The 21,911-nt window shown below is 66.8% G+C and carries 19 protein-coding genes; 2 read left to right on the forward strand and 17 right to left on the reverse strand.

Annotated elements, in window-relative coordinates:
- Positions 1-274 precede the first annotated feature (274 nt).
- Positions 275-514, forward strand: a complete 240-nt coding sequence (locus DESTE_RS10205) for a hypothetical protein (RefSeq protein ID WP_035067407.1) — start codon at positions 275-277, stop codon at positions 512-514.
- 83 nt (positions 515-597) lie between these two features.
- On the opposite strand, the gene DESTE_RS10210 is transcribed toward DESTE_RS10205, so the two are convergent.
- The 12 genes from DESTE_RS10210 to hisI form a co-directional block, all read right to left on the reverse strand.
- Positions 598-1,473, reverse strand: a complete 876-nt coding sequence (locus DESTE_RS10210; protein WP_035067408.1) for a ThiF family adenylyltransferase — start codon at positions 1,471-1,473, stop codon at positions 598-600.
- 218 nt (positions 1,474-1,691) lie between these two features.
- Positions 1,692-2,057: a MoaD/ThiS family protein gene (locus DESTE_RS10215; RefSeq protein WP_245590804.1), complete on the reverse strand. Its 366-nt coding sequence runs from the start codon at positions 2,055-2,057 to the stop codon at positions 1,692-1,694.
- Positions 2,058-2,075: 18 nt separating this feature from the next.
- Positions 2,076-2,303 (reverse strand): MoaD/ThiS family protein, encoded by a 228-nt coding sequence (locus tag DESTE_RS10220; protein ID WP_035067409.1) that lies wholly within the window; start codon positions 2,301-2,303, stop codon positions 2,076-2,078.
- A gap of 68 nt (positions 2,304-2,371) precedes the next feature.
- Positions 2,372-4,099, reverse strand: a complete 1,728-nt coding sequence (locus DESTE_RS10225; RefSeq protein WP_035067410.1) for an aldehyde ferredoxin oxidoreductase C-terminal domain-containing protein — start codon at positions 4,097-4,099, stop codon at positions 2,372-2,374.
- Positions 4,100-4,716: 617 nt separating this feature from the next.
- Entirely contained in the window at positions 4,717-5,754 is a 1,038-nt protein-coding gene (locus DESTE_RS10230) for an extracellular solute-binding protein (RefSeq protein ID WP_035070129.1), read from the reverse strand.
- 38 nt (positions 5,755-5,792) lie between these two features.
- The gene (gene potC / locus DESTE_RS10235; RefSeq protein WP_035067411.1) at positions 5,793-6,566 is read right to left on the reverse strand and encodes a spermidine/putrescine ABC transporter permease PotC; all 774 of its coding nucleotides are present in this window, start codon (positions 6,564-6,566) and stop codon (positions 5,793-5,795) included.
- Position 6,567: 1 nt separating this feature from the next.
- Positions 6,568-7,524: a spermidine/putrescine ABC transporter permease PotB gene (gene potB, locus DESTE_RS10240; RefSeq protein WP_035067412.1), complete on the reverse strand. Its 957-nt coding sequence runs from the start codon at positions 7,522-7,524 to the stop codon at positions 6,568-6,570.
- Positions 7,511-8,710, reverse strand: coding sequence for a spermidine/putrescine ABC transporter ATP-binding protein PotA (potA, locus tag DESTE_RS10245; RefSeq protein WP_035067413.1), 1,200 nt, complete (start codon positions 8,708-8,710; stop codon positions 7,511-7,513). Before potA ends, potB begins: the two co-directional genes overlap by 14 nt.
- 730 nt (positions 8,711-9,440) lie before the next feature.
- Positions 9,441-10,424: a polysaccharide deacetylase family protein gene (locus DESTE_RS10250; protein WP_245590805.1), complete on the reverse strand. Its 984-nt coding sequence runs from the start codon at positions 10,422-10,424 to the stop codon at positions 9,441-9,443.
- A gap of 3 nt (positions 10,425-10,427) precedes the next feature.
- Complete coding sequence (locus DESTE_RS10255) at positions 10,428-11,381, reverse strand: shikimate dehydrogenase family protein (RefSeq protein WP_035067415.1); 954 nt, start codon at positions 11,379-11,381, stop codon at positions 10,428-10,430.
- Positions 11,382-11,673: 292 nt separating this feature from the next.
- Positions 11,674-12,555, reverse strand: a complete 882-nt coding sequence (gene hisG / locus DESTE_RS10260; RefSeq protein WP_035067417.1) for an ATP phosphoribosyltransferase — start codon at positions 12,553-12,555, stop codon at positions 11,674-11,676.
- The gene (hisI, locus tag DESTE_RS10265; protein WP_035067419.1) at positions 12,555-12,956 is read right to left on the reverse strand and encodes a phosphoribosyl-AMP cyclohydrolase; all 402 of its coding nucleotides are present in this window, start codon (positions 12,954-12,956) and stop codon (positions 12,555-12,557) included. Before hisI ends, hisG begins: the two co-directional genes overlap by 1 nt.
- A 626-nt stretch (positions 12,957-13,582) precedes the next feature.
- On the opposite strand from hisI, the gene DESTE_RS10270 reads away from it, so the two are divergent.
- Positions 13,583-14,434: a hypothetical protein gene (locus DESTE_RS10270; protein WP_156925324.1), complete on the forward strand. Its 852-nt coding sequence runs from the start codon at positions 13,583-13,585 to the stop codon at positions 14,432-14,434.
- Between the two features lie 96 nt (positions 14,435-14,530).
- Here DESTE_RS10270 and tsaA read toward each other — a convergent pair whose 3' ends face one another.
- The 5 genes from tsaA to DESTE_RS10295 form a co-directional block, all read right to left on the reverse strand.
- Positions 14,531-15,673 carry a tRNA (N6-threonylcarbamoyladenosine(37)-N6)-methyltransferase TrmO gene (gene tsaA, locus DESTE_RS10275; RefSeq protein ID WP_035067423.1) on the reverse strand — a complete coding sequence of 381 codons (1,143 nt, stop codon included), beginning with the start codon at positions 15,671-15,673 and terminating at the stop codon, positions 14,531-14,533.
- A gap of 243 nt (positions 15,674-15,916) precedes the next feature.
- Complete coding sequence (locus DESTE_RS10280; protein ID WP_035067425.1) at positions 15,917-17,017, reverse strand: thiamine-phosphate kinase; 1,101 nt, start codon at positions 17,015-17,017, stop codon at positions 15,917-15,919.
- Between the two features lie 48 nt (positions 17,018-17,065).
- The gene (locus tag DESTE_RS10285; protein WP_035067427.1) at positions 17,066-19,447 is read right to left on the reverse strand and encodes an ATP-dependent helicase; all 2,382 of its coding nucleotides are present in this window, start codon (positions 19,445-19,447) and stop codon (positions 17,066-17,068) included.
- A gap of 56 nt (positions 19,448-19,503) precedes the next feature.
- Complete coding sequence (locus DESTE_RS10290; protein WP_084559426.1) at positions 19,504-21,312, reverse strand: alkaline phosphatase family protein; 1,809 nt, start codon at positions 21,310-21,312, stop codon at positions 19,504-19,506.
- Between the two features lie 233 nt (positions 21,313-21,545).
- A complete protein-coding gene (locus DESTE_RS10295) occupies positions 21,546-21,749 on the reverse strand; it encodes a 2-hydroxymuconate tautomerase family protein (protein ID WP_035067429.1) in 204 nt (67 codons plus the stop codon).
- Between the last annotated feature and the right edge of the window lie 162 nt (positions 21,750-21,911).

A 21,911-nucleotide genomic window follows, 5' to 3' on the forward strand; every position in this document is an offset into this window, starting at 1 on the left:
GCGTACGGCTGGGGTACCATCGGCAGCACTCCGCCGACGCATGCCGCCGGACACTTCCCGACGGGCACGTCCCGCCGGACACATCCCGCCGGACACGTCCCGAAGGATACGGTCCGTAAAACATGCTTCCGACAGATGATGCTTCTGGTGTGTTTCCGCTGGCGGGCGCAACCTGCGTCCCGGCATGCCCTTGCGGACCGGTCCTGACCTGTCTGTAACGGCCCGCGCCGGTACGCCGCCATGGGGGCTGTCGCAAGGCGGCCCGGGAGGTACCATGGAAGACGAGGCCGGATATCTGGCAATGCTGGAACGGCAAATGGACGAGGCCATGGCGCGCCTGGCCGACACCTGCCGCGACGAACAGGGCTGCGCCGCCCCGGAAGGCAACGGCGCCAGACAGGCTGCCCGAGCCGCCTGCGAACAGGCCGAAGAAGCCGCGCGCTCCACCTACGAGCAGGAATGGGCCAAGGTGTGGGGCGTGGTCAGCCAACGCAAGCACAAGGGTGGGCGCTGACCGCCGCACCTTTCCGGCGCGGCACGCGCGAGAGGCCGTGCACCCCGTACATCCGGACCCCGCCGGTACTGCTGACCGCCCGGCTACCCTTGCAGCGACAGCCTATCAAGACTGATCGTCGACAGGTCCACCACGGCCATCCGGCCATGGGGGCCGCCCAGGCGCGGGGATTGGCCCAACACCAGCCGCACCGCTTCGGACAGCACCAGGCCCGCCGCCACCAGCAGGGCCGGGGGCTGACAGCCCAGCACGTCTTCTGCCGGAATTGCCGCCGACTGCCCGTGCGGAAAGAACATTCCGGCCAGCCCGCGTTCGCCGGGCAGGGCCGTGGCCACCATGGCCGTCCACCCGGCCACGCTGGCGGCGATCAGCGGCACACCTGCGGCGGCGGCCCCGGCCTCTGCCGCCGGGCGAAACGCCACGCCGCCCAGCGCGTCAATGGCCACATCCCCCCCCGCGTAAAACCGCGCGAAGTCCTGCCCTTCCAGCCGGTCGCGCCACACGTCCAGTTCCACCGCCGGATTCACCTGCGCCACACGGCGCACGGCGGCCTCTGCCTTGGGCATGCCGCATTCCGCTTGGGTGGCCAGCAACTGGCGGTTCAGGTTGGTTGCCTCGAACACGTCGTGGTCGGCCACCCGGATCTGCCCGACGCCCATCCGGGCCAGCCCCTCCAGAATGTGCCCGCCAAGGCCGCCCAGCCCCACCAGAGCCACGCGGCCGCGCAGCAGCCGGGCCTGGCCCGCGCAGTCCAGCGTGGCGAAGTTGCGCAGGTAGCGCTCCGGAATCAGCCCCAGTTCCAACGCCGCGATTTCGACATGGCGCAGGGCTACACCCGATTGGCGGGCGGCATCTTCCACTGTCCCGTGCGGCAGTATCCGCACCGGGCTGCCGTCTGGCAGAGTACCGGAGATGGCAGCCCGTTCCAGCGCCGCGCGCAACATGTCGGCAGAATCCATGGCGAGTTCCTTGGGGGTGATGTGGCCTTGGGACGGGCATGCGCCGCGCCCGGCATGTGCAGGGGGGCGGCCATGCCTTCATGCAACATGTAGACAAAAAGCCCCGTCACCGTAAGGTGCGGGGCTGACGGTCGCTTGGCGTTGCCGGGCACCTGTCGGCGGCAGATGCCGCATGCCAATGCATGCCGCTGCGTGGCGGACACGCCACCGGAAACGACCTACATCTTGCGAAAGCCCAGCAGCACCCGGTACGGCCCCGGAACGCCGGGCGGCGCAAGGGCCACCCTGTCTCCGCCGGACATCACGGCCAGATCCGGGCTGACCGCCTTGCCGTTGACGAAGACCACCTCCACCTGTTCCGGGGCGATGTCGAGCTGGCGCAGCAGTTCCGGCCCCGTGGTGCCCGGATGCACGCGCACCGGCAGCGGCACGGACCATCCACGCTGGCGGAACAGCTCCGCAAGCCCCATGAATGCCCGCAGTTCTATGGTGTCCTGCGCTGCGTCTTCCCCGTTCTCTCCGTCCTTCCCGTCTCCCGCGTATTTCTGTCCGATCGCCCCGCGACCGTTCGCATTGTCCGGCATGGTTCCTCCGCTCCGCAGCTATCCGCCCCCCACGGCCGGGAACAGGCCCAGCCGGTCACCGTCGGCCAGCGCCTTGCCCATGGGGGCATGCAGGCCGTTGACGAAGATCACCGCCACGTCTTCCGGCGCGATGCCCAGAGCCAGCACCACGTCATGCACGGTTCCGCCCTCGCGCAGGACAAAGTCCTCTCCGCCCGTTGGCTGAAAGCGTTGCAGCGTGGCGTAGCATTTCACGGTGATATGCATGGTTGGTCCGCTTTCACGTCATGCCGCGTGGCCGCCCCCCCAAGAGGCGACCACGCGGCTGCATGTTGCTAGAAGGCCAGCACGCTGTCGATTTCCTCGTCCGTGAAGTCCCACACGGTGTTGTGCGGGGGGCACGGTTCCTCGAAGAACTCGGGCAGCCGGTCGTGCGCGCTGGTGAACCCGGCGCGGCGGTTGAAGTCCAGTTCGGCCTTCAGGATGGTCTTGCCAAGGGCCGTCACGTCGTCGCCGGTCAGGGCCAGATCGTAGCGCGCATTGATCATGTCGACCAGCGCGTTGAACCCGTCGGGAATGTCCAGGATGGCGAAGGCGATGAACAGGCACATGCCGGTGGAATCCACGGCGGCGGTGGCGATTTGCAGGTTGCGCGAAAGCTCCACCTGCCCTTCCTTGCCCAGCGGATCGACAAAGCCGCCCACGCGCAGGATGTTGGTGGCCACGGCGTACCCGGCGGTGTGGTCGGCGCCCATGGGGGTGGTGGCGTAGGTCAGGCCCACGCCCTTCACCGCGCGCGGGTCGTAGGCGGGGATGGCCTGGTTCTTCACCACCGGCACGCGGGTAAGCCCGTACATCTGGCCCACGGCAGCCGCGCCGCAACCCAGGATGCGGCCAAGCGGGGTGCCCTGGCGAATTTCCTTGATCAAATCCAGCGCGGCCTTGGCGTCGCCCCACGGGATGACGCCCGCGTCCATGGCCACGGCCACGGCCACCGAGGTCTCGATGGAGTCTATGCCCGCTTCGTCGTACTCGCGGTCGGCGTAGGCGATGGCGTCCAGGTCGTCGATGGCGGCATCCGCCCCCAGCGCCCAGATGGTTTCATACTCGAAGCCGCTGGTGATGTACTTGCCCTGCTTGTCCATGTAGTGCTGCGAACAGCGGATGACGCACCCGGCATGGCAGCCGTGGGTGGTCTTGCCGCCGCGTTCCTCGATGGTGGCAGCCATGGTTTCGCCGCCGATGTTGTTGGCCCACTCGTTGCGGCCCCGGCGGAAGTTTTCCGTGGGCAGGCCGCCCGCTTCGTTCAGGATGTTCACCAGCACGTTGGTGCCGTACTTGGGCAGGCCCTGGCCGGTGACGGGGTGGGTGGTCAGGGCGTTGGCAAAGCGCTTGGCCGCGCTCTTGAATTCCTCGGGCTTGGCGATGGTCACGGCGGGCGCGCCCGCATCGTCGATGACCACGGCCTTGATGCCCTTGGAACCCATGACGGCGCCCAGCCCGCCGCGCCCGGCGCTGCGGATGTTGCCTTCCGGATCGGCAAAGGAAATGTTGGCGGCAGACAGCTTCATCTCGCCCGCCGGACCGATGAGCGCAACGCCCACCTTGGGGCCGTACTTGTTCTGCAACACCTTGATGGCGTCGTAGTTGCCAGCGCCCATGATTTCTGCGGGGGCGTCGTCAAGGGTCACGCCGTCCTTGTCCACCTTGACCACGACGTACGTGCCGTCTGCGGGCAGGCCTTCGAACACCAGTGCCTTGATGTCCAGGCGGGCCATCTTCTGCGAAAAGCTGCCGCCGCTGTTGCTTTCCTTGATGCCGCCGGTAAGCGGGCTTTTGGCCCCGCAGGAAATGCGACCGGAGTTGACCGCGCTGGTGCCGGTGAGAAAACCGGGCGCAAAGACCAGCTTGTTGTACTTGCCAAGGGGATGGCAGGTGGGCTTCACCTCGTCGGCGATGAACGTGGACGTCAGGCCGCGCCCCGCAAGCCCGGCATACTTTTCGGGACAGTCCCCGATCTCCGTCGTCCTCGTACCCATGTCAATGCGTATGAATTTCGCCATGTCAGCCTCCGTTGCTGTGTAAGGACAGGCGCGCGCCGCAAACCGGCAACGCCACCACGCCATGCGCCTTGCCCACGCGCCAACGCACGCGGCTGCATGGCCGACAACACCACATCTGCAACACCAGTACGGGGCGCGCGGGCGAAAGGCTGTCGCCCGCGCGGCGTCCCGTTGCGTACAGGCGTGACGCAACACCTGCCTTTACTCTCACTATTTATGGCATGCCACGGTGTCAATTTATGCCTCGCATGACATAGGACGCTTTCCTGCTGCATTCCTGAATGCATTATTATGCCATGCAAGACACAACAAAATTCCCTGCACGGCATCCAGACGACAACATATGATGCCTGCACACCACGCCTGACCACATTCGGCCTCTGTACGGCGCCATTGACGCAGCAACACTCCATTTCTTCGTACGCCGTGGTTCGTTTGCCTCCGTATTGGTAAGAAAAACGCATAACCCGCTGACAGCAAGGCCTGGGGCGGTCTGACCATGTCCGGAGACATTCCCGGCACCCGTCCCCCCCGCCCGACTCACCCGACGCAAAAAAATCCCGGCCCCTGCCGGACAAGCGGCGGGGGCCGGGAAAATGGCCGGATGTGAAACAGGACTAGCTGCCCGTCTTCAGCATCTCCCAATACTTTTCGTAGGTTTCAAGCGCATTGCCCACGCTGTTGGTGAACTCGGCGTTCTTCAGGTCCGCGTCGGTGGGCGAGGTGATGCGGCTCTTGGCCAGTTCGGGCGAAAGCATCTTCTGCGCGGCCACGTTGGGGGTGGAGTAGTTGTATTCCTCCACGCATTCCTTGGCCACGTCGGGCCGCAGCAAAAAGTCGATGAACTTGTGAGCGTTGTCCTTGTGCTTGGCGCCCACGGGAATGGCCAGGCTGTCCACCCACAGGGGCACGCCTTCCCTGGGGTAGACGTACACCAGGTTCTCGTTCTCGCTGGCGGCAATGTAGGCATCGCCGTTCCAGATCAGGCCCGCGGCCACTTCCTCGCTGATGAAGGCCTGCTTGCTGGCGGTCACGTCGAACACGCGCACGGCGGGCAGCAGCTTCTTCAGCCATTCGTAGGCGGCCTTGATTTCCTTCTCGCTGGTGGAGTTCACCGAGTAGCCCAGCGCCTTCAGGGCCACGCCCATGGAGTCGCGCTGGTCGTCGGACAGGATGACCTTACCCGCGAATTCGGGGCGGTTCAGGTCGTTCCAACTGGTGATGGAGGCCGGGTCCACAACCTTTTTATTCACCATCAGGCCCGCGGAACCCCACATGTAGGGCACGGAGTATTCATTGCCCGGGTCGAACGGCTGGTTCAGCACCTTGGGCGAAAGATTCTTGAAATTCTTCAGCCTGGACTTGTCGATCCTGGTCAGCAGCCCGTCGTCGCGCATCATGGAGATGAAGTAGGTGGACGGCACGATCACGTCGTAGCCCACGCCCTTCAGCAGCTTGATCTTGGCGTACATGGCCTCGTTGGATTCGTAGGTGGTGTACACCACCTTGATGCCCGTCTCCTTGGTGAACCGGTCGAGCACCGACTGGGGCACGTATTCCGACCAGTTGTAGACGTTCAGCACCTTTTCTTCCGCCGCCATGGCGGGGCCTGCGAACAGCGTCGCCGCCAGCACCGCCAGGGCAAGGCCCACCATCACCAGCGCGGCGCGGGCCGCGTGCAGCTTCGTGCGCATCATTTCCTCCTCGTCCTGGTAAGGGTTTGTGCCAGCAGCACCAGCACTATGGTTACCGTGAACATCACCGCCGACAGGGCGTTGATGTCCGGCTTCACGCCAAGGCGGACCATGGAATAGACGCGCAGGGGCAGCACCTCGAAGGTGGGCCCGGTGACGAAAAAGCTCACCAGCACGTCGTCCATGGACAGGGTGAACGACAGCAGCCACCCCGCCGCCACGGCAGGCGCGGCCAGGGGCAGCAGCACATGGCGAAAGGCCCGCCATTCCGACGCGCCAAGGTCGCGCGCGGCCTCGATGAGCTGTTCGTCAAACTCGGCCAGGCGCGCCAGCACCGTCACGGTGACAAAGGGCAGCGCCAGGGTGACGTGGGCCGCCAGCAGGGTCCAGAAGCCCAGTTGCACCCCCATGGCGATGAAGAAGATGAGCAGCGAGATGCCCATGACGATGTCCGGCGACACGGTGAGCACGTAGATGCAGCCGTGCAGCACCTTGCGCCCCGGAAAACGGTAGCGCCGGATGCAGATGGCCGCCAGCGTGCCCAGCACCGTGGCGATGGTGGCGGCCAGGGTGGCCACGGACAGCGAGTTCAGCGCGGCGTCCACCAGCGGGCCGTTGGCGGCCAGGGCGGAATACCACTTTAGGGTGAAGCCCTTCCATTCGGTGGTGTAGCGCGCGTCGTTGAAGGAATAGACGATGACCACCAGGATGGGCACGTACAGGAAGGCGTAGACCAGCCAGACCAGCCACGTGCGAAGGGTGCGCAGCTTCATCCTACGCCCTCCCCCGCGCGCCATGCGCACCGTGCGTCATGCCGTCGCCGTCTTCGTGCGTTGCATCGGGCGTGCGACCGGCGGTGGCCGCCCCGGTATCCGCACCCTTGCGCTCGCGCAGGGCCACCCGGCGGCTGCTGAGCCAGTAGCCGATGATCATCAGCACCAGCAGCGCGGTCATGATGGTGCTGGCGGCGGCGCCCAGCGGCCAGTCGCGCGCCACCAGGAACTGGTTCTTGATGAAGTTGCCGATGAGCATGCTCTTGGCCCCGCCCAGGATTTCCGGAATGTAGAAACACCCCAGCGAGGGCAGGAACACCAGCATGCACCCGGCCACGATGCCCGGCAGGGTCAGCGGCAGGGTGACGTGCCAGAAGGCGCGCAGGCTGCTGGCACCCAGGTCCTTGGCCGCGTCCAGCAGCCGCTTGTCCAGCTTTTCTATGGACGCGTACAGCGGCAGGATCATGAACGGCAGCAAGGTATAGGTAAGCCCCGTGAACACGGCGAACTCGCTGTACATGAACGACACCGGCTCGTTGACCAGCCCCAGGGCCAGCAGCACGTCGGAGGCGAGGCCCTGCGACTTCAGGATGATGATCAGCGCGTAGGTGCGGATGAGCGAGTTGGTCCAGAACGGGATGACCACCAGCAACAGCAGCCAGGGGCGCAACGCGCGCCGGGCCGTGGCCACGGCATAGGCGAACGGGTAGCCGATCAGCAGGCACACCAGGGTGCTGGCGGCGGCCAGCCACAGCGATTCGCCCAGTATCCTGATGAACACCGGGTCGGCGAGGCGGGCGTAGTTGTCCCACGTGAACACCAGGGACACGAAGTCCGACTCGCCCCGCTCCAGAAAGGTGACCAGCAACAGGCCGAGGTTGGGCAACAGGGCGAACAGCCCCAGCCACAACCAGACCACGGCGATGCTGGCGGTGCGGAAGGGTCTACGCTGCGTCATCGGGCAGCAGTACCTCCCATCCGTCCACCCAGCTCACGGCAACGCGCTCGCCGGGGTTGTAGTTGATGTCCTCGTCGTCCTCGTTGAAGAACTCCGCCGCCATCAGGCGCTGGCCGTCGTCCAGGGTGATGACCAGGTCCACCGTGGCGCCCTTGTATACCGATTCCTCGATGCGGCCCCACAGGTGCGGCCAGTCCGGGGTTTCCGCATCCGCAATGCGGTCGATGCGCAAATCCTCCGGTCGCAGCAGCACCTGCACCCCATCGCCGGGGGCCAGCCTGCGGGGCGAACGCACCGGAAACACGGTGCCGCCCACGGTGGCATCGTACAGGTGTTCGCCGGGCTTCAGGTCCGGCGGCAGGGCGGCGTGCTCCGGCGTGCCCGGCGCGGGCGGGGCCAGCGGCGTACCCGGCGCGGCGGACCAGTCCAGGCGTACGGCGTCGATGCGGCCCGGCAGCGCGTTGATGTCGCCCACGAAGCGCGCCACGTACATGTTGGCGGGTTCCTCGTAGATTTCCTTGGGCGCGCCGATCTGCTCTATGCGGCCCTCGTTCATCACCACCACCCGGTCGGACATGGCGAAGGCTTCTTCCTGATCGTGGGTGACGAACACGAAGGTGATGCCCAGCTGCCGTTGCAGGTGCTTGATTTCCAGTTGCATCTGCTTGCGCAGCTTGAAGTCCAGCGCGCTGAAGGGTTCGTCCAGCAGGAGCACCAGCGGGTTGTTGATGACCGCGCGGGCAATGGCCACGCGCTGCTGCTGCCCGCCGGAAAGCTGGCGCGGCTTGCGGTCGGCGAAGTTTTCCAGGTGCACCATGCGCAGGGCGTCCAGCACGCGGCGGGCCGTTTCGTCCGCCGCAACGCCCTGCATCTTCAGCCCGAAGGCCACGTTGTCGCGCACGGTCATGTGCGGGAACAGGGCGTAATTCTGGAACACGGTGTTCACCTGGCGCTGTTCCGGGGGCACGCGATTGACCACCTGGCCGTTGATGCGCACCTCGCCCGCCGTGGGCTGCTCGAAGCCCGAAAGCAGGCGCAGGATGGTGGTCTTGCCGCAGCCCGACGGCCCCAGCAGGGTCAGGAACTCGCCGTTGCGGATGGTGAGGTCTATGGAATCGAGCGCCACGGTGTCTTCGAACGTCTTGGTGACGCCGCGCAACTCGATGATGTGATCCTGTTCTGCCATCGTCGCCTCTTGGTATGCTCTCTGTCGGGCATGCGCCCGGTGGTCCTTGCGGGCCGGCACATCGGAATACTGCGAGGCCGGGTACACTGCATGGCGGCAACGCTTGGGACTGCCTGCATGCAGGGTTGCGCCTGGTCCGTGAGCCACGGCCGTATCGCGGTATACGTTGCACTGTCTGTGAATGCGTGATGCCGCATGCATCCGCCGCCCCCGCTGCATACCGCCACGGGGTCTGCACGGGAAAAACGGCACGGGCAGTGCTGGTGCGCCGGGGCGCATCGCACCGGATACCGGCACGGCAAGCTTCGGTGAGGGTGAGGGGGCGGAATCGCTACGCTACGGGATGCTGGGCGCGCCGGTTACCGGAGCGCAGAAGCCGCAGGGCCGGCATCGCCGGCCACGGGCGTTCGGGCGTTTCCGGAGCGGCGAAGCCCCAGATTGCGCACCCGGTGCACCGGCCGGGATGAAAGGATGACCTGCGAGCAGCGTATCATGCGTTCGTCTTCCCTCATGGTGGGCATGAAGTGGCGTCATGAAACGGCGTCGGTGAATGACGTCGCGCGCCGGGGTCGGAGACTGGCCGCGCGCCCTAGGCGGGCGCGGGCTGGAAGGTGGTCGTTCGGGCCTTGTGTGCCATGCGTGGGGCGGGGTGACAAGCAAAAAAACACCCTCAGGGCACCCTGCCTCACATGAAACCGCGCGATTGCGGAATCGACGCTGCTCTACCCGCTCACGGTGCCGTAACTGCCTCTACGGCAGCGTCCACCGCATCGGACAGGCGCACGAAGCACACCCCGCGCCGCAGCAGTTCCGGCAGGGCTGCCCGCAGCCCCGCGCCGCTGCCCGCACCCGGCTTGTTCATGTGCAACAGCAGGATGTCGCCGTTGCGGGCGGCCAGCAGGTTGCGGGTAACGGCAGGTGCGGGCAGCGTGGCCCCGGCATCCACCGCCACGGTGCAGCCGGTGACGGTCTGGCCAAGATCCGCCGCAATGCGCACGGCCACCTCGTCGCAGAACAGGGTGGCGGCCCGGTAGAAGCGCGGGCGCACGCCGGTGAGGGCGGCCAGCCGCCGGGCGTTGGATTCCACCTCGTCCACGAATTCGGCCACGGAGCGGGTGCCCCGGATACCGTAGGCGGCCCGCCCGGTCACCGAGGCGGGGCGGTGGCGCGCTCCGTGGTTGGCGATCTCGAACAGCGGATCGGCGGCAAGGTCGGCTGCTTCGGCGGGGTGGGCGGCAAGCCATGGCCCGGCCAGAAACAGGGTGGCGGACACGCCCAGTTCACGCAGCAGCGCGATGATCGAGGCATCGTACCCGCCGCCGCAGGCGTCAAAGGTCAGGGCCACGGTGACCGGGCCTTTCTTGGACGCAGGGGATTCGACGGACACGGGCAAACGGGTGAGCGTGCCGGGCAGGGCAGGTCCCCACTGACCAGGCTGCTGCCCGCCGTAGCGGGTCGTGAGGCGGGCCTTCAGTTCCGGCAGGGGCAGATCGGCAAGGGATGGCGCACCCGCATAAGCTGTTGGTGCGCATAGCAGAAACAGCAGCGTGAGTAACAGAACGGGCAGACACCGCGTGCGACAGTCTCCGCGATCGTGGCAGGGCAACGCCGCAGAGAGCGGCAAGGAACACGACGAAGCGATGGCCCCGGACAGGGACATCCGTCCCGCGACGGACCGCAGCGCGGTGTACCTCGTCACCCCTGCGGTGGTCATGGGCTACTCCTTGCCCAGACCGGGCAACTCGCACTGACCGCAGACGCGGCCCACGGCCACGTCTCCCAGCCCCAGGGCCACGGAAACCAATGTGCGCGCGCCTTCGCCGGGCAGTTCCAGTCCGGTCCACAGGCGGAACTGCTCCCGGCCCTGTTCCACGAACATGGCCAGACCGTCCTGCGTATCCCAACCCGCGTCGGCGGCTTCGGACAGAAAGCGGGTGCGCAGCGGGTTGTAGACAAGGTCATAGGCCAGGCCGGGCCGTCCTTCTCCCGCCCCTGCCGCTGCAACGCCCTGCGCTACAAAGCCCTCTCCCGGAAAGGCGCTGTCGCCCTGCCGCTCGCCGGACATGCCCATGGGGGTAGTGTTGACCACAAGGTCCGCGCCCCAGTCGGCGCGGGCATCCCAGTCCACGACCGCCGCGCCGAATTCGGCGGCCAGCGGGGCGGCCTTTTCCGCGTTGCGCCCGGTAACGGCCACCGCGGCCACCACGCCGTCACCGGCGGGGCCAAGCTCGCGCAGACCGGCCAGCACGGCGCGGGCAGCGCCGCCGTTACCCAGCACCAGTGCCCTTTCGCACCGCCACCCTGTGGCTGCGCGCTGGCGCAGCGGGGCCAGGAATCCGGTAACGTCGGTATTTTCGCCCAGCAACTGGCCGTCGCGCCAGTACAGGGTGTTCACCGCGCCCACGGCACGGGCACGGTCGCTGACGCCATCCAGCAGGGGCAGCACGGCCTGCTTGTGGGGAATGGTGACGCTGGCCCCGCGTATGGGCAGGGTGCGCACGGCGGTGATGAAGTCGCCCACGCGGCCCGGCTCCAGCGGCCAGGCCATGTACACGGCGGGCACGTCCAGCAGGCCGAAGCCCCAGTTGTGCAGCAGGGGGCTCATGGTATGGCCGAGGGGATGGCCGATGATGCCGTAGAGTTCGCGGGGCAGGAACGGATGTGCGGGCATGGGACGGCCTCCGGCGGACGGCCCCTTTCACACAGGGGCAAATGTCCAGAGCCACTGCGAGGCCCCTGCCTTTTATATCCAGACTGACCGCCGCAGTGGCAGTTTTTAGGGGGGAGCCTCAGCCGTTATGCGAGTCTTCGAGCATTACGGATGAGGACAGCAAAGCGGGGGCCGGGGAGGGAGACCCTTTTCGCTCTGCGGTCGCCATCCGTAAGGTTCGCGCAAGCGCTCACCTAACGGCTGCCGCAAAGGGTCCCCTCCCCGGTTCATTCTTAACCCAATCTACCCGGCCTTAAATGACCTTGTTCAGCGAATACTCGATGATGCCTTCGGCCCCGGCGGAGCGCAGGCGGGGGATGAGGTCGCGCACCAGGTCGTTTTCCACCACGATTTCCACGGCGAACCAGGTGCTGTCGCGCAGCCCGGCCACGGTGGGCGAGTTGAGGCTGGGCAGTTGATCGAGCACCGCGTCCAGGTTGTGGGCGGGCACGTTCATCTTCAGGCCCACCAGCGAATCGGCGCGCAGCGCGCCTTGCAGCAGCAGGTCGATCTGCTCGATCTTGGCGCGCTTCCACGGGTCGGCCCAGGCGGCCTTGCCCGCGATGAGCACGGTGTTGGTCAGCAGCACTTCGGCGATGATGCGCAGGCCGTGGGCCTTGATGGTGGTGCCGGTTTCGGTGACCTCGACGATGGCGTCAGCCAGCCCTTCCACAACCTTGGCCTCGGTGGCGCCCCAGGAATACTGCACCTTGACGGGGATGCCCGCGTCCTCGAAGTAGCGGCGGGTAACGCCCAGCAATTCGGTGGCGATGGTGCACCCGGCAAGATCCTCTGGCCGGACGTAGGGCGAATCACCGGCCACGGCCAGCACCCAGCGGGCCGGACGGTTGCTGACCTTGGAATAGACCAGGTCGGACACGGTGACCACGTCGGCCCCGGTTTCCAGCAGCCAGTCCTTGCCGGTCAAGCCCACGTCGAGCACGCCGTCTTCGAGGTAGCGGGGAATTTCCTGCACCCGGCAGAGGCGCGCGGTCAGTTCCGGGTCGTTGATTTCCGGAAAATAGTTGCGGTGATGCTTGCGGATCTTCCACCCGGAGCGGGCGAACAGGTTCACGGTGGCTTCTTCGAGCGAGCCCTTGGGAATGCCGATCTTCAGCATGTTGTTGCCGGACATTATTTGTAGACCTCCTTGGGGTCGAACACGCGGGGCGAGCAGATGACGGGTGCGCCGTCCTTCAGCTCTCGGTAGAAACAGCTGCGGTACCCTTCATGGCAGGCCGCGCCGCCCTTCTGATCCACGAGCAGCAACACGGTGTCGCTGTCGCAGTCCAGGCGCACGGCCTTGATATGCTGGGTATGGCCCGACGTGCCGCCCTTGTGCCACAACCGGCCACGGCTGCGGCTGAAGTAATGCGCCTCGCCGGTGGCGAGGGTGGCGTCCCATGCTTCTTCGTTCATCCAGGCCATCATCAGCACTTCGCCGGTGGCGGCGCACTGGGCGATGGCGGGCACGAGACCGTTCATTTTCGCAAAATCGGGACGGAAGCCTTGTGCGGCGTCGGAAGCCTGAGCCATGTGCGATGTCCTCGCGCGGGGAAGTCCCCCAGGGGGTTGCGGGGCAAGGCCCCAAAAAGGTTGCAGGTGCGCGGCTCATACAGGGACGGTCTGGGGCAAACTGGCCCGAACTGGCCCGAACTGGCCCAGACGGGCGCTGACAGGCGCTGGCGTGTGCCGCGCAAGCCCGGTGCATGGCCGCAAGGTGGCGAATCTAGCCGTTCCGTGTGACGGACGCAAGGCGGGGGTGACACCACGGGTGTACCCCCGGAGCACGCGCCAGTCTTCGGCCCGGCACAACATGGAACGCGTGGCGACTCCGTGTCCTTTGCCTGACCGTCACGGGTCTGATGCCGGACGCGACGACATTCCGTTCTTCAAAATTCCTCTTGTCAACATCTGTTAATTGATGTTAGCGGAGCCATACAACTTCACATTGTTCATGCGGTGGCACATTTCGCACATATTGCTCTGCCTTGTTTGAACCTCTTTCTTAAAAATCACGGCACACATTATCAACCTGATACATGATGCCTTGGTATTATAAGATGTTTTTCTGCTTCAGCCATGTAATTGCATTGGAATTCAGTATATTTTTTGGACAATAATACATATTCACACACTCGCGTTCTTTCCGAGAATACATAATGGGATTGCTTCTGCATACACAATTCGAGAGATTGAAACGACACATTCCGTGGCACTGGCGCAATGCCACTCCTCTGGACAATGTCCGCATCCGCACGACGCGTGAGACACTGGCGCGATGTGCTGCCTTCATGGCGTCGCAAAAGGGTGGCGCATACCTGCGCTTCGGTGATGGAGACGTCTATCTGGCACACGGAACGGACGATGCACTGCAAACCTCCACCCCCGACTTCACCCGGGAAATGCGCGAGGCCTTCCGGTGCAACATGCCGGGCGTGCTGAAGGCGCTTCCCATACATTCGGCAAGATTCGGCCATGAGGAAGGAATGTCGCCGGGCGTCTTCCTGATGCGTGACGCAGCGGCTGAACGATTCCTGCGCAGGACGCTGGAATGTTTCACGGGCCACCCCATCTACAGCGCGGTGGCTCTGCACTATCAGTTTTCCGCGGATTTCGAATACACGCTGGAATTTCTGAAGCTGCTGAAACGAAACGCCGCCCTGTTTGTCGGGGCCGAAGACGTGCCGGAAGCGGACCGGAGCCTGCTGTTCGGCAACGCGCCCCACGTCCGCACGCCGATGAAGGATTCGTACCGCGCCATGGACCGGATCGAGCAGGAAGCCGCCCGGCACCTGGCCTCGCGGGAAAACTACGGCGTGGTCGTGGTGGCCACGGGCTGCGCAGGGCGGGTGCTCATCAAGCGCCTGCTGCACCGTGGCCTGACGCGCTTCTTTTATTTCGACTTCGGCAGCCTGCTGGACATCCTCTGCGGGTGGAACACCCGGACATGGCACAGCCGGGCCGACGTCACCCCGGAAAAGATCGAACGGCTCCGGCGCGAATTGGCGTAACCGCAGACAGCTCGCCCCAAGCCCGCGGCACCGAAACATGTACATGCCATCATTGCCCCGGTTCGTGCACTTACCGCACGGGCCGGGGCTTTTCGATCAGCCCCGCACCGTGCCGTGAGCGGACAGCACGGTCAGTTGCACCCCGGCCAGATGCTCCAGTTCCTCGGCCAGGGCCAGGGCGCGGGCGGCGGAAGGGCCCGTGCAGCACAGGCCATGGCGTTCCATCCACACCGCGTCGCGGGTGACGGCGGCAGCCGCCATGGCGTCGGCCAGTTCCTGGGTGCCGGGGGCATGGGCGGGCGCGAAGCCCAACTGCCCGCGCAGCAGTTCCGATTCGTAAATGGGCAGGCGCAGCATGTCGTCCGGCCCGACCAGCGAACCCAGCGCCAGCAGCCGGGGCGGATGGGTATGCACCACGGCCATGGCGTCGGGCCGGGCGCGGTAGATGGCCAGATGCATGGCCCCCTCGGACGAGGGCTTGCCCCCGGCCAGCACCGCCCCGCTGGCGATGTCCACCAGCGCGAGGTCGCCGGGGCCCAGATCACCCTTGGCAGCGCCGGAGCAGGTCAGCAGACAGGCCGTGCCGATGCGCAGGCTGGCGTTGCCGTTGAACCCGGAATACAGGCCGCGCTGCCAGCCGCGCAGGCAGATGCGCCGCAACTCGTCGGCGTAGCCGTCGGGGATGCCTTCGCCCCATGGCGACGGGGCGGAACCGGAGATGACGTGTACGGAAGGACTGCGATTTGAATTACCATTTGCTTCCGTTTTTGTCGCACGATCTGTATTACCATCGGAGCCTGTGCCACCTTCGGGCACCGGTTCCGGCTGGCGCTGGCGGTACGAAGTCTTGATGTCGATGACCGGCGTGCCGTCCAGCGCTTCCAGCGGGGCCACGCGCAGACGCACGCCACCGTCCGCGCCGGGGGCCAGTTCCAGCAAGCGCACCTCGTGCAGGCCCACCGGGTTGGGCCGGGCGGGCGAGCGGGTGTTGAACACGCCGCGCCTTGGGCGGCGCGTATCGCCGCGCGGGTGCACGGACAACACGTCGCGGTCGGCGCGATGCAGCCAGGTGAGCAGGGTCAGCGACAGGCCCGGCGTCAGGGTGTCCAGGCCGGGCACGTAGGGCGCGGCAATCTCCACCCACGCCTCGGGCGCGCCCTCGTCGCCCTGCTTGGGGCACTGCGAAAGTTCGGTGAGCGGCGACACGATGACGCCGATGGGCCGCAGGGTGGTGTCCATATGCTCCGCTCCTTGATTGCCCGTCTGTTGCGACAGTAACACCATAAAATGTATAAACACTCCGGCAACACAACCCCAATGGGATTCCAAGGGGCACAGCCGCTTTGCGATCGCCATCCGCGCGCTGCGGTCCCTGTCCGTAAGGTTCGCTTCGCTCACCAACGGCTAGGGCAATGCTCGAAACCTCGCATAACGGCTGCCGTCCTTGGCCGCCGGAGGCGTCCCAAAAACTAGCCTCGCCTCTTACCCCGAAAAATGGTCGAACCCGGCGGACGCGGGCAAGTCACCATTGATCAGCACCACGCCATCGGCGGTGACCTGCCCGAGCGGGGTCAGGCCCGGCACGGCGGCGCGCACCGCGTCGAACATGGCGGGGCGGCAGCAGCCCAGCAGGGCGTAGTCCTCGCCGCCCGTAATGGCGATATCCACGGGGTCCAGGTCGTTGGCCAGGGCGTAGGCGCGCACCTCGTCGGGCAGGGCTTCGGCGTCCATGACCAGTTCCGCGCCAAGGCCGCTGCCCCGGTCCGCGCCGATGAGTCGGGGCAGGTCGCGCGCAAGGCCGTCGGACACGTCCATGAGCGCGATGCGCGCGTCACCGGCACCACAGATGCCCGCCAGCGCCAGCCCCGCCGCCACTTGCGGGCGCGGGCGCAAATGGGCGCGGCAGGCCTCCGGGTACAGGCGGGCGGCCTCTGGCCCCATGCTTTCCAGCGCCAGCAGGCCCACGCGGGCCAAACCCACGCGCCCCACAAGAAACAGGTGGTCACCCGGCCGGCAACCGCCCCGGCGCAGGAAGGGCGGCGTGTCTCCGGCGGCGGGATGCAGCAGGATGCCGACACCTTCGCCGCCGTCCTCCTTACCGTCCGGGACACCATTCCCTCCACCAGCTTCCATGATCGCTGCATGGGCCGGGCGCGGTGCGGGGCCGCCCCACACGGTGATGCACAGGGACAGGGCATCGCCACGGGTCAGGTCGCCGCCGGACAGGGCCATGTCATGCTCGCGGGCCAGTGCCGCCATGGCGGACAGCATTCCGTCGCAGAACTCGCGTGAAAGATCGGCGGGCGCGGCGAGCGCCAGGCTGAAGCCCAGCGGGCGCGCGCCGCAGGCGGCCAGATCGCTGATATTCACGGCCAGGGCCTTGTGGCCGATGTCGCCGGGTGTGAAGTAGCTGGTGCGGAAGTGGCTGTGCTCGTTGAACAGGTCGGTGCTCACGGCCATGCGCGGCGGGCAGGCGATGACGGCGCAGTCGTCGCCGCGCCCCACGCACAGGTGGGGGTGGGCATTGGTGAAATGGCGGTCGATGGCGGCGAGAAAATCGTCCTCGGAGGCAAGCCGGGTCATGCGAAGGCTCCTGGTCAGTCAGATTCCAGCGTCAATCAGATTCCAGCTTCAGTCAGATTCCAGCGTCAGGTATTCGGCCATGATCACCTTGAGGCCGAAACCGGGAAAGTTCACGCGGTACTTGTCGGGCGGCAGGTGCTGCACGATCTTGCCACGCCCGAAGATACGGTGGGTGCAGTAGCCGCACTGGCCCGCCGGAGCCGTGCCGCCAGCCAGCAGTGACGGCGCGGCAGTGTCAGGCCCGGATTGCGGGCTGAGTTGCCCGCCAACCTGCGCCCCTGCCTGCCCGCCGCCGGGGTGCGTTACGCCGGGCAACGGTCGTCCTGCCCCCCCTGCCCGGCCCGGCGTGGCCCCTTCCGCGAACATGGGCGGTCGGGGAATGCCGGGCGCGCCGTCGAAGCGCCCCCCCTGCGCAAAGCCGCCGCCACCTACCCCACCGGCTCCGCCCCTGCCGCCGCCGAAGCCCGCGCCTCTTTGTCCGTTTTGCACATCACGGCGCATCAGCCCGCCGGAATAGCTTTCGTGCATCTCGTCGAACAGATGGGCGGGCAGTTCGCGCACGAACGGGCTGGGCACGGCGGGCTGGTTGCCGCCGTCGCCCCGGCTGTACAGGCTGGCGGGCACGAACAGGCACAGGTGGTCGCGGGCGCGGGTGCAGGCCACGTACATCAGCCGCCGCTCTTCCTCGAAGTCTTCGGCGCGGGCAATGGCGTGGCGCGAGGGGAAGCGCTCTTCCACCAGGTCGATCAGCAGCACCGCGCCCCACTCCAACCCCTTGGCCGAGTGGATGGTGGACAGCACCACGCTGTCGCGGTTTTCCTCTTCCTCGCCGGGGTCCTCCAGAGACAAATCGGAGATGAACAGGTCAAGATCGCGGTAGGATGCGGCAATCTGGAGCAGTTGCTCCAGCCCTTGCTGCCTGCGCGGCCAGTCGTCGGGAAAGGCGGCTTCCATGCGCGGCTTGTAGTGCTCCATCACTTCCTCAAGCAGCGAGGTGGGCGTGTGCGGGCGCTTGCGCAGGCCGTCCAGCAGGGTCAGGTCGGCGCGCAGTTCCGGGTAGCGCAGGCAGGCGCGGCTGGTGGCCTCCGGGTTACCCTGACGGGCCACCTCGTACAGCTTCAGGGTGGTCTTTGGCCCCACCCCCTTGGACATGGCGGCAATGCGCTGGAACGCGGGCAGGTCCAGCGGGTTCAGCACCAACCGCGCGTAGGACAGCACGTCCTTGACGTGGGCTGCCTCCGAATAGCGCAGCCCGCCGTACTTGCGAAACTTCACGCCCAGTTTGTTCAACTGCACTTCCACGTGGTACGACTGGTACCCCGCCCGAAACAGCACGGCGATGTCGTGCGGCGGGTAGCTGCGCAGAAATTCCACGATGCGCGACACCACCAGCGAGGCCTGCGTCAGGTCGCTGAGCGGGCGCACCACTTGCGGCCTGTCGCCCCCTTCACGCGCGGCGAACAGCTTCTTGCGGTAGGCTTGCGGGGCCTCCGCCAGAATGGCGTTGGTCAGGTCCAGCACCGGCTGCACCGAGCGGTAGTTCTCTTCCAGCTTGATGATCTGCGCGGCGGGGAACAGCTTGGGGAAATCCAGGATGTTGCGCACGTCCGCCCCACGAAAGGCGTAGATGGACTGGGCGTCGTCGCCCACGGCCATGATGTTGCCGCCCTCGCCCGCCAGCAGATGCACCAGCCGGGCCTGCACCAGGTTGGTGTCCTGATATTCGTCCACCATGATGTAGCGGAACTTGGCGCGGCACCACTCCAGCACGTCGGCCCGTTCGCGCAGCAGCCGTTCCAGTTCGAACAGCAGGTCGTCGTAATCCAGCAGGCCGTGGTCGCGGCGATAGGCGTGGTAGGCGGCGGCGATGCGGCCAATGCCTTCGGAGTGCACCAGCAGGTGGAACGCCTCGCGCCGGATCACCTCGTCGATGTCCAGTTCCTTGTTGCGGGACTTGCTGATGAGCCCCACGATGTTCTGGGTGCGCGGGAAGGACCGGTCGCCCTTGCCGATGCCCAGGTTGTCCTTGCAGTGGCGCACCGCATCCACGATGTCCGCGCCGTCCATGACGGTAAGGTCGCCCGCCTCGTAACCGGAGGGGCGGAACTGGCGCAGCACCGAATAGGCAAAGGCGTGAAAGGTGCCGCCCTGCACCCCGGTGACCCCGTGCACCCCGCCATGCACGGCTGCGGTGGCACTGTGTTCCAGCAGTCGCCCGGCCCGGTGCAGCATTTCTCGCGCGGATTTGCGGGTGAAGGTAAGCAGCAGGATGGCCGACGCGGGCACGCCCTGCTCCACCAGATTGGCCAGCCGGTAGACGATGGTGCGCGTCTTGCCGCTGCCCGCACCGGCAATGACCAGCACCGGGCCTTCCAGGGTTGTGGCGGCCTGATACTGGGCGGGATTCAGCTCGTTTTGACAATCTATCATATGGCTGCCGGATGCTTTTCGGTAGGTTTGCGGTAAAAAGTCTGTAGTGGCGGGTATCAGCGCGTACGGATGGCCGGGCTATCGGAAAGTGCCGCAGGCGAAACGTCGGTGTGCGTCGGTCCGGACGGACCTGACTTGCCAGATTTACCAGACTCGCCAGACTCGCCAGACGGGCCAGACGCGCTTGGCGGGCCGGGCGCAGTTCCGGAAGCCATACCGCCATGCCCCAGTGCGGCCACCTTAGCGCCGCGCCAGTCCGGCTGCCCGGTGAGCACCGCCGGATACGCCACGGTACGCTCCGGAGCATCCAGACCAAAGTGGCGCAGCACCAGCGCGCCCGCGTCACGCACCGAGACGGGTGCGACACCGTCCGGCTGCGAATCGTACCAGAAGGCGTCGTCCGGGGTATGGGTGCCGGTGCGCCCGTACTGTTCCGGCAGGCCGAAGACCTGGCTGCGGTTCCACTTGGCCTTCAGGTCGAAGCCATAGGCGGGCACGCAGACCAGGTCCGGCGCGGCCCAGCGCAGGGGCGGGCCGTCTTCCGGAACAGGGGGTGCGGCTGGTTCGGGAACCGGGCCGGAAGCCGGGCCAGATTGGCCCGTGCCGGGCAGCAGCCGTTTGCCTGCCCCGGAAATGGTCGGTCCGGCAACGGTTGCCCCGGCAACACCCAACTCCGAACCGATCTGGCCCGAACCAGTCAGAACCGGGCCAGTCGGAACCGGGCCAGGCTGTCCCAGCGCCCCCTGCCCCGGCACCTCCGGCCCGTAGGCCTCATCCGCCGTGAGCACGGCGCGGAACACCGGGGCACCCTCAAAGGTCAGTTCCATCAGTTCGCGCCGCAGCCGCTCGGCCAGATGCCGCCCTGCCGCCTCGTCCAGCGTGCCGTCCGGAAAGCGACGGCGGGTGCGCAGGTAGATGCGTCCCGGGTCCAGCGCAAAGGCCGCGCTGTCCGGGTGCAGGGTGGTGGCGTCCAGCTCGTGGCACTGCTCCACCCCGCCGGGCGTGACCTGACGCAACAGGCCCTGCCTGCGCAGCCAGGCGTTCAGGTCCACCTCTGCCCGCACCGGGCCGAAGCCGTGGTCGGCCAGCGCCAGCAGGCGCACCGGGCGGCCGTCGCGCGCGGAAAGGGCCTTGGCGAGGTCCAGCACCTCGCCCAGCAGCGCGTCCCATTCCGCCAGAAATTCCATGCAGGCCGGGTGCTGCGGGTGCCCTTCGTCCGTCACCGCGTCCCACAAGAAGTGGAACAGCCGGTCGGTTTCCGTCAGCACCAGCACGAACAGGTTCCACGCAAGGTCGGGCCACAGCAGGCGCAGCGCAGCGCGGCGCGAGGCCAGGGTAACACGCAGTTCTGCCAACAGATGGGCCGGGGCCGAGCCGCCACGCGCCGTGTCGGCCTCCAGCTTGTAGCCCGCCCCGGTCAGCGGCCCCAGCAGGAACGGCGGATACACCGCCCGCGCAAGGTCGTGCGCCACGAACCCGGACACCAGCATGCCCGGAATGGGCCGCGCCGGGTAGGTGTTGGGCAGATTGATGACCCTGCTGGTCAGCCCGCGCTCGCCCAGACGGTCGAAAATGGTGGGCGCGGCCACTTGCGAGAAATCGGCCAGCGACAGCTGCCGCGTGGTCACGTTGAACCGCGTGAAGCCGTACACCCCGTGCGTTTCCGGGCCGGACGCCGTGTAGAACGAGGTCCAGTTGACCGGCGAAAGGTCGGGAAGCTCGGCAGCCAGGGCCGACGCGTGGGGGGATGCGGCGATGCGGGCAAGATTGGGGGTGCGGCCCTGGGCGCAAAGGTGGCGGGCCAGCGAGAACGGCAGGCCGTCCAGCCCCAGCACCACCAGACGGGGGCGCGTGTCCGTGTGCATGCCCAGCCTGTAGCAGATGGGGGAACGATGCGCCAGCGCGCGCGAAGCACGGTGGGTGCGGCGGAGGTTGCGGGGAGAGGGGCAGCGGGAAAGGCGGGGCCATCCCGCGGATGTTCATCCGCCACACCTCCGGGAACATTGCGGGGCGAGCCGCCGGTGGCCCTGGCGCACCGCCCGCCGCGCATGGCGGCGACACCGGCAGCCCTGACCGCGACGCCCCCTGCGGCCTTGCGCTAGGCCCCGCGCTTGCGCCGCGCGGTGATGGTTTCGCCGCCCACGCCCCAGTTGTCGGTGTCCAGTTCTTCGATGGTCACCACGGTGGTGGCGGGGTTCTTGCCGAGGATGTCCACCAGCAACTGCGTGACGCCCTGGATGAGCGCCGCCTTCTGCTCGCTGGTGGCGCCTTCGCGGGTGATGCGGATGTTGACGTAGGGCATGGGAAACTCCTTGGGTTGGGCGCGCCAGTATCCACCGCCGGGGCGAGCGCGTCCAGCCCGCCGCGCCCCTGCCATTTTGACGTCCGGCACATCCGCGCTCTATCATGGGGAAAACATGGGTTTCGTGATACGGCAAGGTGACGCGCCCGCCGCAGCCAGCCG

The sequence above is a fragment of the Nitratidesulfovibrio termitidis HI1 genome (genome assembly GCF_000504305.1).
Classification (GTDB): Bacteria; Desulfobacterota; Desulfovibrionia; order Desulfovibrionales; family Desulfovibrionaceae; genus Cupidesulfovibrio; species Cupidesulfovibrio termitidis.

Excerpts from the sequence above, each read along its gene's own strand:
- DESTE_RS10230 (WP_035070129.1), bottom strand. The coding sequence starts at position 5,754 with ATGGTGGGCCTTGCCCTGGCGGTGCTGGCGGCGACGCTGTTCGCAGGC.
- tsaA (WP_035067423.1), bottom strand. The coding sequence starts at position 15,673 with ATGGACACCACCCTGCGGCCCATCGGCGTCATCGTGTCGCCGCTCACC.
- DESTE_RS10290 (WP_084559426.1), bottom strand. The coding sequence starts at position 21,312 with ATGCACACGGACACGCGCCCCCGTCTGGTGGTGCTGGGGCTGGACGGC.
- hisI (WP_035067419.1), bottom strand. The coding sequence starts at position 12,956 with ATGGCTCAGGCTTCCGACGCCGCACAAGGCTTCCGTCCCGATTTTGCG.
- potC (WP_035067411.1), bottom strand. The coding sequence starts at position 6,566 with ATGAAGCTGCGCACCCTTCGCACGTGGCTGGTCTGGCTGGTCTACGCC.
- DESTE_RS10295 (WP_035067429.1), bottom strand. The coding sequence starts at position 21,749 with ATGCCCTACGTCAACATCCGCATCACCCGCGAAGGCGCCACCAGCGAG.
- DESTE_RS10225 (WP_035067410.1), bottom strand. The coding sequence starts at position 4,099 with ATGGCGAAATTCATACGCATTGACATGGGTACGAGGACGACGGAGATC.
- potA (WP_035067413.1), bottom strand. The coding sequence starts at position 8,710 with ATGGCAGAACAGGATCACATCATCGAGTTGCGCGGCGTCACCAAGACG.
- DESTE_RS10215 (WP_245590804.1), bottom strand. The coding sequence starts at position 2,057 with ATGCCGGACAATGCGAACGGTCGCGGGGCGATCGGACAGAAATACGCG.
- potB (WP_035067412.1), bottom strand. The coding sequence starts at position 7,524 with ATGACGCAGCGTAGACCCTTCCGCACCGCCAGCATCGCCGTGGTCTGG.
- DESTE_RS10210 (WP_035067408.1), bottom strand. The coding sequence starts at position 1,473 with ATGGATTCTGCCGACATGTTGCGCGCGGCGCTGGAACGGGCTGCCATC.
- DESTE_RS10285 (WP_035067427.1), bottom strand. The coding sequence starts at position 19,447 with ATGATAGATTGTCAAAACGAGCTGAATCCCGCCCAGTATCAGGCCGCC.
- DESTE_RS10280 (WP_035067425.1), bottom strand. The coding sequence starts at position 17,017 with ATGACCCGGCTTGCCTCCGAGGACGATTTTCTCGCCGCCATCGACCGC.
- DESTE_RS10255 (WP_035067415.1), bottom strand. The coding sequence starts at position 11,381 with ATGCCCGCACATCCGTTCCTGCCCCGCGAACTCTACGGCATCATCGGC.
- hisG (WP_035067417.1), bottom strand. The coding sequence starts at position 12,555 with ATGTCCGGCAACAACATGCTGAAGATCGGCATTCCCAAGGGCTCGCTC.
- DESTE_RS10205 (WP_035067407.1), top strand. The coding sequence starts at position 275 with ATGGAAGACGAGGCCGGATATCTGGCAATGCTGGAACGGCAAATGGAC.
- DESTE_RS10250 (WP_245590805.1), bottom strand. The coding sequence starts at position 10,424 with ATGACCACCGCAGGGGTGACGAGGTACACCGCGCTGCGGTCCGTCGCG.
- DESTE_RS10270 (WP_156925324.1), top strand. The coding sequence starts at position 13,583 with ATGGGATTGCTTCTGCATACACAATTCGAGAGATTGAAACGACACATT.
- DESTE_RS10220 (WP_035067409.1), bottom strand. The coding sequence starts at position 2,303 with ATGCATATCACCGTGAAATGCTACGCCACGCTGCAACGCTTTCAGCCA.